Source organism: Acidobacteriota bacterium, from assembly GCA_029861955.1.
In the GTDB taxonomy this organism is placed as follows: domain Bacteria; phylum Acidobacteriota; class Polarisedimenticolia; order Polarisedimenticolales; family Polarisedimenticolaceae; genus JAOTYK01.
On the sequence record JAOTYK010000015.1, the window covers coordinates 61,176 to 73,139 of the forward strand.

Annotated in this window: 10 protein-coding genes; all 10 read left to right on the forward strand. The window is 62.5% G+C overall.

The features are described from left to right. Nucleotide 1 precedes the first annotated feature (1 nt). The 10 genes from OES25_09410 (at nucleotide 2) to OES25_09455 (ending at nucleotide 11,963) form a co-directional block, all read left to right on the forward strand. Nucleotides 2-1,960: a hypothetical protein gene (locus tag OES25_09410; GenBank protein MDH3627858.1), complete on the forward strand. Its 1,959-nt coding sequence runs from the start codon at nucleotides 2-4 to the stop codon at nucleotides 1,958-1,960. Then, entirely contained in the window at nucleotides 1,960-2,685 is a 726-nt protein-coding gene (gene lptB / locus OES25_09415; protein ID MDH3627859.1) for an LPS export ABC transporter ATP-binding protein, read from the forward strand. The genes OES25_09410 and lptB overlap by 1 nt, the downstream gene beginning before the upstream one ends. Before the next feature lie 23 nt (nucleotides 2,686-2,708). Beyond that, nucleotides 2,709-4,148: an RNA polymerase factor sigma-54 gene (gene rpoN / locus OES25_09420; protein ID MDH3627860.1), complete on the forward strand. Its 1,440-nt coding sequence runs from the start codon at nucleotides 2,709-2,711 to the stop codon at nucleotides 4,146-4,148. Between the two features lie 25 nt (nucleotides 4,149-4,173). Continuing rightward, nucleotides 4,174-4,737, forward strand: coding sequence for a ribosome-associated translation inhibitor RaiA (gene raiA, locus OES25_09425; protein ID MDH3627861.1), 564 nt, complete (start codon nucleotides 4,174-4,176; stop codon nucleotides 4,735-4,737). A 132-nt stretch (nucleotides 4,738-4,869) separates the two neighbouring features. Beyond that, nucleotides 4,870-6,564: a methylmalonyl-CoA mutase family protein gene (locus OES25_09430; GenBank protein ID MDH3627862.1), complete on the forward strand. Its 1,695-nt coding sequence runs from the start codon at nucleotides 4,870-4,872 to the stop codon at nucleotides 6,562-6,564. A gap of 30 nt (nucleotides 6,565-6,594) precedes the next feature. Further along, entirely contained in the window at nucleotides 6,595-6,993 is a 399-nt protein-coding gene (locus OES25_09435; GenBank protein ID MDH3627863.1) for a cobalamin B12-binding domain-containing protein, read from the forward strand. A 15-nt stretch (nucleotides 6,994-7,008) separates the two neighbouring features. Continuing rightward, complete coding sequence (locus tag OES25_09440; protein MDH3627864.1) at nucleotides 7,009-7,602, forward strand: response regulator; 594 nt, start codon at nucleotides 7,009-7,011, stop codon at nucleotides 7,600-7,602. 21 nt (nucleotides 7,603-7,623) lie between these two features. Then, complete coding sequence (locus OES25_09445; GenBank protein ID MDH3627865.1) at nucleotides 7,624-10,281, forward strand: valine--tRNA ligase; 2,658 nt, start codon at nucleotides 7,624-7,626, stop codon at nucleotides 10,279-10,281. Further along, complete coding sequence (gene nadC / locus OES25_09450; GenBank protein ID MDH3627866.1) at nucleotides 10,281-11,132, forward strand: carboxylating nicotinate-nucleotide diphosphorylase; 852 nt, start codon at nucleotides 10,281-10,283, stop codon at nucleotides 11,130-11,132. The genes OES25_09445 and nadC overlap by 1 nt, the downstream gene beginning before the upstream one ends. Nucleotides 11,133-11,135: 3 nt before the next feature. Continuing rightward, entirely contained in the window at nucleotides 11,136-11,963 is an 828-nt protein-coding gene (locus OES25_09455; GenBank protein ID MDH3627867.1) for a biotin--[acetyl-CoA-carboxylase] ligase, read from the forward strand. Nucleotide 11,964 lies beyond the last annotated feature (1 nt).

Below are 11,964 nucleotides of genomic sequence, written 5' to 3' on the forward strand. Positions count from 1 at the left end.
CTTGCGTCGTCTCAGGATCCTACAGTTCGTCCTACCCGCCCTCCTCGTGCTCTTTGTGGTGTGGCTCGTGGTCGAGTTTCGGGCGGTCGACGATGCGACCAAGCCCGAGATTGAACGCGACAACTCCGACGAGAGAGTCATCACCGGCGTCGAATGGGTCGAGACCGTGGGCGGCACCCGAAAACTCAGCGCCTTCGTCGGAGAGCTTGTCGAGGCGGATGAGGGTCGTCTGCACTTCGTCCAGATCCGAAACTTCACCTTCTATCGTCGCGATCAGCAGCAGCCGGTCGAGATCGATGCCGACCGAGGTGTCCTGAGCGGCCCGCCGGGTGCACGACGGATCGATTTCGAGGGGCGGGTTGTGTTCCGTGACCTTCGGGACGGATTGACACTGCGGATTCCGGACCTCCGAGTGGATGAGGCGGCGGGCGAGGCGTGGGCCGACGATGCCGTCGTGATCGAAGCGGGCAACGTCGGCGGGAGTGCCGGCGCTCTGGTCTACGGCCTGGAGGGTCAGCCCACACGATTCGAGAATCTCGATCTCACCGGAGACGACGGCACCCGACTGCAGGCACGACAGGCGTTGCTCTTCGATGGGCTCGACGATGCGGAGTTGGTCGGTGACGTCCGGATCGAGGGTCCCAGCGGTGACCGCTTCGAGGCCGACCGCGCCAGATTTCTGCGCAAGGACGGACGCCTGAGTTGGATCCGGGCCCAGGGCGCCGTCCAGGCCGAGTTCTCCAAGGAGAACGATGCTCCGATGCGAACCGCCGGGGACGAGCTCGAGGCGGACTGGGACCGCAGCGGTGCGCCTGAGCGGGTGCATATGCGTGGCAGCGCAGAGCTGACGCTGGGTGCGCACTCGATCCACGGAGACGACATCGAAACGATTCGACGAACCGACACCGACCAGGGGATCCGCTGGGCCCTCGGCGCGACCGGCACCGTAGTCGTTCAGGGCGCGTTGGCCGATGGGCGGGGTTGGTTGCGCTGCAATCGATTCCAGGCCGAGGCCGACGCAGAGGGTGGCCTGCTGGGTGCCGAGGCCAGCGGGGAAGTTCGATTCAAGGGCGGTGGCGCGGAGGCTTCCGCGTCCCGTGCGACCCTACGCGATGGCGATGATCGGATGCAGATCATTCTGTGGGGTACCCCCCGTCGCAAGGCAAGATTGACCCGCGAACGATTGGAAGTCGCGGCGGTGCAGATTCGAACCGATTCGACCGGTAGCTTCCTGGATGCAAGCGGCAAGGTCGAAGCAACCGTACTCCCGACCGCTGCGGGCGAGGAGGCAGGTCCACTGCAGGGGATGTTTCACACCGCAGAAGCGATCCACTTCGTCTCGGAGACGATGGAGGGGAAGGACCACGGCCGCGTGACAACGTTCCGCGGGACCGTTCGCGCGTGGCAGGGCGAACGAAACCTGTCAGCAGAGACGGTCACGCTTCAGCGAGATGCGCGCACACTGCACGCAAGCGAGCGGGTCTCGAGTCGATTCCCTCGCCGGGAGGATCAGCCGGGCACCGCCGCCGAGGACTTCATCCAGATCGTGGCCGACACGCTGAATTTCAGCGACGCGCAACGTCGTGCGGTGTACGAGGGTCACGTCCGTGTCCGGCTCACCGAGGGCTGGGTGGAGACGACACGACTGGAGGCCGACCTACTGGAGGATGGGGGCATCGAGGAGATTCGAGGGCTCGGCGCGGTCCGCCTCGAGTTTCGACGTCCATCGGACGAAGGGGAAGACGAGGAGTGGATCCACGGAAATGCCGACCGGCTGGTCTACGTTCCGGCCGATGAGACGATCGTCCTTTACGGCGATACGACGCCGGCAACGGTCACGCAGGTTGGGGCCGGGGAAAGCCGTGCACGGGTGTTACGCTATCGATTGGACTCCGGTCAGCTCGAGGTCGACTCGGGCGACTCGGATCACGGCAGTATCCGAACAGGGGAGCCAGGTTAATGGAGGGTCTCTCGGCCCACGACCTCGAAAAGAGTTTCGGCGGTCGCAAGGTCGTCGATGGCGTCTCGATCGAGATCCGTAAGGGTGAAGTGGTGGGCCTGTTGGGTCCGAACGGCGCCGGCAAGACGACGTCATTTCATTTGATCCTGGGACTCGTTCCGCCAAACGGAGGTCGGGTCACCCTGAACGGCAAGGACATCACGACCCTGCCGATGTATCTGCGTGCACGTCGCGGCGTCGGCTACCTCCCCCAGGAGGCATCCATCTTTCGTCGTATGTCCGTCGAGGAGAACCTACTCGCCGTTCTGGAGATGGGCCCTCTCTCACGGGAAGAACGACGGGCCCGCTGCGACTCGCTGCTTCAGGAATTCGGGCTGGAACGAATCGCCCGCTCGCCCGGCTATGCATTGTCCGGCGGCGAACGTCGACGTGCCGAGATTGCACGGGCGTTGGCCAGCGACCCCGATTACATGATGCTGGATGAACCGTTCGCGGGAATCGACCCTATCGCAGTTTCAGATTTGCAACGCATCGTGGTGCAATTGAAAGAAAAAGGGCTCGGAGTCCTCATTACGGATCACAACGTGCGTGAGACTTTACAGATCACGGAACGCGCCTATATTATCAGTCAGGGAAAGATTTTTAGGCACGGAACCCCCGCGGAATTGGCCTCCGATGCAGAGGTCCGTAGGGTATATCTCGGAGACAACTTCAAGCTGCACTAGTGCAAGCCTGAGTGACGCACGCGATGGCCCTCGAGCAAAAACTTAGCGTCAAGATGAGCCAGCGACTGGTGATGACACCGTCGTTGCAGCAGGCGATCAAGCTACTCCAGATGTCCAAGCTGGAGCTTGTCGACGAGGTCCAGCAGGAGCTCCTTGAGAATCCGGTTCTCGAGGAGGCGCAACTGGATGCCGGTACCGGAGAGACCGCTCCGGAGACTCCCGCCGAAGACAACCGTGCCGAGGATGGATCCGCCGACGACCCGTACTCGGAGATCGATTACGAGTCCTACTTCCAGGAGATAGATCGCGACTACGTCCCGAAGGCGCCCCTCGAGACCCGTGACGATCTTCCGACCTTCGAGAACACCCTCAGCGAGAAGCCGAGTCTCTCGGAACACCTGACCTGGCAACTTGATCTCTCGACCTCCTCCGAGACCGAGAAGGAGATCGGGCGAGCCATCATCGGCAATATCAACGAGGACGGTCTTCTACGGGCAAGCGTCGATGAGATCGAGCAGCTAACCGACAGCTCTTCGGAAGAGGTCGAGGCGACCCTCCAGCTGATTCAAGCGTTCGATCCCGTCGGCGTCGCCGCCCGCAATCTTATTGAATGCCTGGTCCTGCAACTTCATCATCTCGGCCAGGAAGGAACCGCCGCCGAGACCATCGTTCGCGAGCATCTGGACAAGGTGCAGAATCGCCGATTCAAGGAGCTGGCGGCGGCCCTGGAAATCGACATGGAGGATCTGCAGGCGGAACTGGAGATCGTTCGTGGGTTGGATCCCAAACCAGGCCAGAAGTACAGCTCCGAAGACAGTCGTTACGTGGTGCCGGACGTCTACGTCGTGAAGATCGATGACGAGTATCAAATCCTGGTCAACGAGGATGGTCTTCCAAGGTTGCGGGTCAGCCCGGTCTATCGGAAAATGGTGGCTGCCGGCTCGGCCGAGAAGGCCAGCACGGAGACGAAGGAGTACGTTCGCAACAAGCTCCGCTCCGCCTTCCGACTCATCAAGAGTATCGAGGAGCGGCAGCGAACGATCTTCAAGGTGGCAACGGCGATCGTGAAGTTCCAGAAGGAATTCCTCGACTATGGCATCGATCGTATGCGGCCGCTGGTGCTCAAGGATGTGGCCGATGAAATCGGCATGCACGAGTCGACCGTCTCGCGTGTCGTCAACAGCAAGTACATGCATACCCACCGGGGCGTGTTCGAGATGAGATTCTTCTTTCACAGCGGCATCTCCAGCCGACATGGCGGCGATGACATTTCGTCGCTCAGCGTGAAAGAGAAGATCCGGAAGATCATCGCCGCCGAAGATGAGTTGAAGCCGCTATCGGATTCGGCGGTCGTCAAGCTGCTAAAGGAAGAGGGATTGCAGATCGCACGGCGCACCGTCGCCAAGTATCGTGAGGAGCTGAGAATTCCGTCGTCCAGCCAACGAAAACGGGCGTTCCGCTAGGGACGCCTCGGGGGAGGATTACCGCATGCAGTTGGAAATCACCGGTCGCCATATCCAGATCGACAAGGGCATTCGCGAGTTCACAGAAGAAAAGCTGCGCCGCCTTACACGTCTCCTCGAGGAATCGCTGGATGTCCATCTCGTCCTCGGCGCTGAAAAACATCGTCACACGGCCGAGATCCACGTGCGCTCCGGACACGCGTTCCTTGCCGGCAGCGCTGAAACCGACGATCCCCATGCCGCCATTGCAGACGTCGTGGAGAAGCTCGAGCGGCAAGCACGCAAGTACAAGGAAAAGCTGACGGATCATAAGCATCGCAGGGGGCATCGTGACCCCGATATCGCGGCAACCATCGAGGCCAACGCCGGCGCAGAGGCCTCGGCGGAGCCTGAGCCGGCCGCTCGGCTGTCTCGAATCGTGCCCGGCGCACCGTATCGGACCCGCCCGATGTCCGCGGAGGATGCGGCCGTGTTGCTGGAGTCCGGAGAGGAGGAGATCGTGGTCTTCCGCGATCTGGACTCCGACCGGATCTCTGTCCTTCATCGTCGGGACGATGGAAACTTCGGCCTCATCGAGACGGAGCGGTAACGGTCGTTCTTGACCCTCCCCCTGAGCACTGATAACGTTCGGGAATCAAACGACTTATGCGAACTGTGACCCAATCCGGGGAGATCGGTGCGCGAAGGTCTGTCCGGTCAATGACCGATCCGAGACGTGACGATGAGCGACGACGGAAAGAAACCGCCTGCAGGCTCTCAACGAAGCCGCAGTCGCGCGGAGTGGGATCGGAAAACCCTCGACCCGGCTCTGAAACGAGGCGGAGAACGGGACATCGAGTTCTCGACCGTCTCCAGCCTCCCCATCGAGCGGCTCTACACCCAGGAAGATCTCGGCGACGACTGGGACCCCACGGATCGACTGGGCTTCCCCGGGGAGTACCCGTACACCCGCGGGATCCATCCCACGATGCATCGAGGCCGCCTCTGGACGATGCGGCAGTTCGCCGGGTTCGGCTCGGCAGGGGAGACCAACGAACGATTCAAGTACCTCCTCGATCACGGACAGGGGGGGCTTTCCGTCGCCTTCGACCTGCCGACGCTCATGGGGCGGGACAGCGACGACGCCCTGGCCTGTGGCGAGGTCGGCAGGGAGGGGGTCGCCATCGACTCGCTCCAGGACATGGAACGGTTGTTCGACGGCATCCCGCTGGACGAGGTCTCGACCTCGATGACCATCAACGCGCCGGCTGCGGTCATCTTCGCGATGTATCTCGGCGTGGCAGAGAAGCAGGGTGTGTCGTTCGAGAAACTCCGCGGCACACTCCAGAACGATATCCTCAAGGAATATATCGCGCAGAAGGAGTGGATCTATCCGCCCCACCCGAGCATGCGCATCATCACCGACATGATGGAGTTCTGCACACGGCACGTGCCGCAGTGGAACACGATCTCGATCTCCGGCTATCACATTCGCGAGGCGGGCTCGACAGCGGTCCAGGAACTGGCATTCACTCTCTCCGATGGTCTGGCGTATGTGCAGGCGGGCATCGACAGGGGACTGGAGGTCGATTCGTTTGCTCCGCGGCTATCGTTCTTCTTCAATTCTCACAACGACTTCTTTGAGGAAGTCTGCAAGATGCGGGCGGCCCGACGAATCTGGGCCCGCGAGATGAAGGAACGCTTCGGCGCGAAGAATCCGAAATCCCTGCTCTGTCGGTTCCACACGCAGACGGCCGGTTGTTCGTTGACGGCCCAGCAGCCCCACAACAACATCGTGCGGGTCACTATCCAGGCCCTGGCTGCGGTCCTCGGCGGAACGCAGTCCCTCCACACCGACTCCTACGACGAGGCGCTGGCGTTGCCGTCCGATGAGGCGGTCACCGTCGCCCTCCGCACCCAACAGATCATCGCCGAGGAGTCGGGAGTGACTCACGCCGTCGATCCTCTCGGCGGCTCGTACTTCGTCGAGTCGCTGACGGATCGCATGGAGGCCGATGCGATGGACTACATCCGTCGAATCGACGAGATGGGCGGCGTCATCGCCGCCATCGAGACGGGTTTCCAGCAACGAGAGATTGCGGAAGCGTCCTACCAGTACCAGCGACAGATTGAAGTCGGCACCAAGACCATCGTCGGCGTGAACAAGTACTGCATGGACGAGACCTACAAACCGGAGCTGCTCCGTATCGGCCCGGAGGTCGAGGAACGACAGGTTTCGCGCCTGAAGGAACTGAAGCGCGAGCGGGACAACGAGCGCGTCGACGAGACGCTCTCCGCACTCCGCAAGGCCGCGGAGGGTGACGAGAATCTGCTTCCGAGGATGCTCGACGCCGTACGGGCTTACGCGACGGTTCAAGAGGTGAGTGACGCACTGGTGCCGGTCTTTGGTCGCTATCGAGAAACATCCGTAATCTGATCCGGGGGATTCATCGTGAGTAGCGAGCGTATGCTGCGCCTGCTGGTTGGCAAGGTGGGGCTTGATGGACACGACCGCGGCGCGAAGATCATCGCGCGTGCGCTGCGTGATGCGGGGTTCGAAGTTATCTACACGGGACTCCACCAGTCCCCGGAGATGGTCGTGCAGACGGCGATCCAGGAAGATGTGGACGCCATCTCGTTGTCCATCCTCTCCGGAGCCCACAATCATCTGTTCCCGCGGGTCATCGAACTCCTTCGTGAGCAAGGGGTTTCGGACATCGCGGTATTCGGTGGAGGCATTGTTCCCGACGAGGACATCCCCGGTCTGAAGGAAAAGGGTGTCCTGGAGATCTTCACTCCCGGCGCGACGACAACCGAGATCATCGACTGGGTGCGGCAGAACGTTCAGCCCCGCGACCTTGGGTGATCGACCGAGAATTCGATGGCAAAAACACTTCTTCTGGCAGATGACAGCAGCACGATTCGCAGAATCGTCGAGCTGACCTACGTCGACACCGAGTTTCGCGTCGAGAGTTTCGAAGACGGCGAGACACTTCTCGAACGCGTGGTCCACGGGGAAGCCGATCTGGTCCTCGCCGATCTGAATATGCCCGGCGTGGCCGGCTACGACCTGTGCCGGAAGGTGAAGGAGCTACGCGAGGTTCCGGTTCTTCTGCTTGCCGGAGCATTCGAGCCCCTCGACGAGACCCTCGCCGAGCAATGCGGAGCCGATGGAGCCCTCGTCAAACCTTTCGATGCGGAGGCCTTGCGGTCGGCCGTCCTGGATGCCCTGGAGCGGGCCGTCGCGGAGCCCGAGCCTGTCTCCGATTCGCTGGATGCGACAGCAGACGCGATCGAGACCACCGTCGACGAACCGACGCCCGAATGGATCGAGCAGGTCGTCGATCGGGTCATCGAGCGACTCTCGGCCGACGGCGTGCGCGAGATCGTACACGAGGCAACTCGCGAAGCCGTTCGCGAGCTTGCGCCGGATCTCATCCGGAGACGGATCCAGGAATTGGAAGACGACGCGTAGCCAATACGCTACCGGGGGGCCTTGATGAGTCGGGAGCTGGATCGGGAATACCGTCCGGAGACGGTCGAGGAGACCTGGATCAAGCGCTGGGAGAAGGCGGACGCCTTTCGCGGGGATCCGGCCGGCGGAAAGGCACCGTTCTGCATCGTCATCCCGCCGCCGAACGTCACCGGCAACCTGCACATCGGTCATGTCCTGGTCTATACGCTTCACGATGTCGTCGTGAGGTATCAGCGGATGAGGGGCCGTGACGTGCTCTGGCTGCCCGGCACGGATCACGCCGGCATCGCGACCCAGATGGTCGTCGAGCGCGAACTGGAAAAGGAAGGCACCACGCGGCATGAACTGGGCCGCGAGGCTTTCCAGAAACGGGTCTGGGACTGGAAAGAGACCTACGGCAATCGAATCACCGACGCGTTGCGACGACTCGGTTCCTCCTGTGACTGGTCTCGCGAGCGGTTCACCCTGGACGAGGGACTCTCGGAGGCGGTTCGCGAGGTCTTCGTTCGACTCTACAACGAGGACCTGATTTATCGGGACCGCTACATCGTTAACTGGTGTCCCCGTTGTAGTACCGCCCTCTCGGATCTCGAGACCGACCACCACGCGACCGCGGGTCGTCTCTACACCATTCGATACCCCGCGGCCGACGGCGGCGACGGCGAGATTCGCGTCGCGACGACACGGCCGGAAACCCTCCTGGGCGACACCGGTGTCGCGGTGCATCCGGAGGATTCGCGATTCGCGGCTCTGGTCGGCCAGAGAGTCGAAGTACCCCTGACCGGTCGCGATGTGCCCGTGCTTGCCGATACGTTCGTCGATCCGGCCTTCGGAACCGGAGCGGTCAAGATCACGCCGGCCCATGATCCGAATGACTTTGCGGCCGGGCGACGCCTGGGGCTTCAGGAACGCGTGGTAATCGGGCCCGACGCTCGAATGACCGATGCGGCAGGCGAATATGCCGGTCTCGATCGGTTAGAAGCCAGGAAGAAGATTGTCGCTGACCTCGACGCCAAGGGCCTCCTGGTAGGCGTTGACGAGCACGAGCACGCGGTAGGTCACTGCCAGCGTTGCCACACGATGGTCGAACCGCTCGTCTCGACGCAGTGGTTTGTCCGCATCGACGACCTGGCGCGTCCCGCAATCTCCGCGGTCGAATCCGGTCGAACAAAATTCATTCCCGACGCTTGGTCCAAGACTTACTTCGAGTGGATGAGGAATATCCACGACTGGTGCATCTCCCGGCAGCTGTGGTGGGGGCATCGAATCCCTGCCTGGTACTGCGATGCGTGCGAGACGACGATCGTGTCGGTCGATGAGCCAAAACAATGCGACAAGTGCGCGGGAGCCCTTCGTCAGGACGAAGACGTCCTGGACACCTGGTTCTCGTCCGCGTTGTGGCCGTTCTCGACATTGGGCTGGCCACACGAGACGACGGACCTTCAGCACTACTACCCGACGTCACTCCTGATCACAGGGCACGACATCATCTTCTTCTGGGTCGCCAGAATGATCATGATGGGACTCAAGTTCCAGGACGACGTTCCCTTCGGTGATGTCTACATCCATGGGTTGGTGCGAGACGCCCAGGGACAGAAGATGTCCAAATCGAAGGGCAACACAATCGAGCCGGCGGTGGTCCAGGAGAAATACGGAACGGATGCCGTTCGCTTCACCATGGCCATCCTCGCCGCCCCAGGTAACGACATCCCGCTGGCTCCCGAGCGAATGGAAGGTTATCGGGCGTTCGTCAACAAACTCTGGAACGCGACACGATTCGTCCTCATGCGGCTCGGCGACGATCCACCCGCCAGCTTCGATCAGGACTCGTTGACTCGGGTGGATCGCTGGATCCTCTCGCGGCTACGAGAGACCATCGAAGGCGTGGATGCAGCGCTGGCCGAGTATCGATTCGATCGCGCCGCCGACCTTCTCTACCACTTCGTGTGGGGCAACTTCTGCGACTGGTACATCGAGTTTCTCAAGCCGGATCTCGGCGACGACGTCGAGCCCCAGCGGCGTGCCGCGGCTCGCGGCGTCCTACTGCATGTCTCCGCGACGACGTTGCGTCTTCTGCACCCGTTCATTCCGTTCGTCACCGAGGAACTCTGGGAACGACTGCCTCATCACGATGGCCTCCTCGCCGTCGCCTCCTGGCCGACTGCCGACGCGTATCAAGCCGACACGACCGCCGAGAAAGAGATCGAGCTGATGCGCGACGTCGTGGCTCGAATTCGAAATCTCCGAGCCGAGAGCCAGATCCCCCCCGGCAAACCGATCGAGGTCGTTCTCTACACCGGAGACGCGGCGTCCCGGGAGGTCTTGCGTCAGGAACGCAAGAGAATGGCAACACTCGTTCGTGCGTCGGGGATTCGCATCGCCGACATCGTAGATCGCACGACGATCGCGGCCCGGGGGATCGCCGGCGACGTTCAGATCGCCATCCCGCTCGAAGGACTCCTGGACCTCGACGCGGAACGGTCGAGGCTCCGGAAGGAACAGGGCAAGGTGGTCAAGGAGCTGGAGTCCCGCAAGCGCAAACTCTCGAACCGGTCGTTCCTCGCCAAGGCACCCGAAGATGTCGTCGCCAAGGAGCGGGAATTGCAGTCGGAATTGGCGGAGCGCCTCGGACGACTGGACGAGATGCTGGCCGCATTGGGCGACGACGAGGGGTCGTGATGCCGACGCTGCCTCCCGAACTTGTGGAGGACGTCGTTCGGCGTGCGTTGGCCGAGGACCTCGGCCACGGGGGGGACCTGACGACCGATCCGGCGATTCTAGCCTCGCTGCAGGCGGAAGCCGAGATCGTCGCGCGACAGGACCTGGTTGTGGCGGGGCTCCCACTGGTCGTGGCCGTCTTTGCGCAATTGGATCCGTTGCTGGAGGTCTGCCTGAGACACCGGGAGGGCGACCCTGTTCGGGACGAGACGGTCGTGGCAACCCTCAAGGGCAGCGCCGCCCCGATGCTTCAGGGCGAGCGAACGGCGTTGAACTTCGTGATGCGGATGAGCGGTGTCGCGACGGCGACCGCGGAGGCCGTCCACGAGGTCGCGGGCACGGGCGTGCAGATCCTGGACACCCGAAAGACGATCCCCGGATGGCGTGTCCTCGACAAGTACGCGGTCCGTATCGGCGGGGGAACGAATCACCGAATGGGACTGTACGACGCTGTCATGATCAAGGACACCCACCTCGCGACGGGACGCCCGATCATGGAGTGGGTCGCGGCCGCCCTGGCGAGTGGCGTCACGAAGGACCGGATCACCGTCGAGGTTCGTGACCTCGACCAGCTTCAAGAGGCGATCGCCTCCGGTGCCGGGAGGGCTCTTCTCGACAACATGGGGCTCGACGCGTTACGCGCGTCGGTGGAGGCCGCGCGCGGTCTCATCGTCCTCGAGGCCTCCGGAGGTCTGATGCCGGGTCGACTGCGGGATGTCGCGGAGACGGGCGTCGATTGCATGAGTCTCGGGTATCTGACCCACTCCGCCGGCGCTGCGGATCTCTCGATGCGCTTATCGATGGGACGATAGATCTTGGAGGAGCCGTCCTCATCGCTGGATGTCGGGCGGTTGCTGGAACTCCTGGACTCGGGTCGCTACACCATCGAATGCCTGCCGTCCGTGGAGTCGACCAACGATCGGCTGAAAGAGCGTGCCCGCTCCGGGGGACCGGAGTGTCGCGTCGTCATCGCCGATCGACAGACTGCTGGACGCGGACGTCAACAGCGTCCGTGGTTCGGCGCTGCAGGCCTGGGCCTCTACCTCTCGGTCGCCGAGTCGATCGCCGATCGGCCTCGACTCGTGACTCGCTGGACCCTCGGCGCCGGTGTCGCAGCCGCGGAGGCCTGTCGCAGTCTGACCGCGATACCCGTCGGCCTCAAGTGGCCCAACGACTTGAGCTACGACGGACGCAAACTCGGCGGGATCCTCATCGAGATGCATCGTCGACCGGACGGTCGGTCCGAGATCTTCGTCGGCGTCGGGATCAACGTGGATCACCATCCTGACGATCTGCCGGCGGAGCTGCAGGACAGGGCCGTATCGTTACGCATCCTTCTCGGCGAGAGGACCCCTCCTACACGGGAGCAAGTTGCCGCCGAGTTCTTGAACCGCTGGTCGAAGGTCTGCGATGCGCTCGCTGGAGACGGCTGGGAGGCGATCCGTGCTCGTTGGAGTAGTCTATCGATATGGCCCGCGGGGTCGGAGGTCGACGTCTTTCCCGATGGCCGGTTAGACTGCGGAGAGTCGATAAGCGGGAGACTGTTGGGAGTCGACGACGTGGGTGCGCTCCGGATCGAGAGTGCCGACGGCGCCGAACTCGTGATCACCCAGGCCGATAGTGTCCGGTTGCGGGAGGAATAGC

What these genes read in the sequence shown, in the direction of transcription:
- raiA (MDH3627861.1), top strand. Translation starts at nt 4,174, where the DNA reads ATGCAGTTGGAAATCACCGGTCGCCATATCCAGATCGACAAGGGCATT.
- rpoN (MDH3627860.1), top strand. Translation starts at nt 2,709, where the DNA reads ATGGCCCTCGAGCAAAAACTTAGCGTCAAGATGAGCCAGCGACTGGTG.
- lptB (MDH3627859.1), top strand. Translation starts at nt 1,960, where the DNA reads ATGGAGGGTCTCTCGGCCCACGACCTCGAAAAGAGTTTCGGCGGTCGC.
- nadC (MDH3627866.1), top strand. Translation starts at nt 10,281, where the DNA reads ATGCCGACGCTGCCTCCCGAACTTGTGGAGGACGTCGTTCGGCGTGCG.
- OES25_09440 (MDH3627864.1), top strand. Translation starts at nt 7,009, where the DNA reads ATGGCAAAAACACTTCTTCTGGCAGATGACAGCAGCACGATTCGCAGA.
- OES25_09430 (MDH3627862.1), top strand. Translation starts at nt 4,870, where the DNA reads ATGAGCGACGACGGAAAGAAACCGCCTGCAGGCTCTCAACGAAGCCGC.
- OES25_09435 (MDH3627863.1), top strand. Translation starts at nt 6,595, where the DNA reads ATGCTGCGCCTGCTGGTTGGCAAGGTGGGGCTTGATGGACACGACCGC.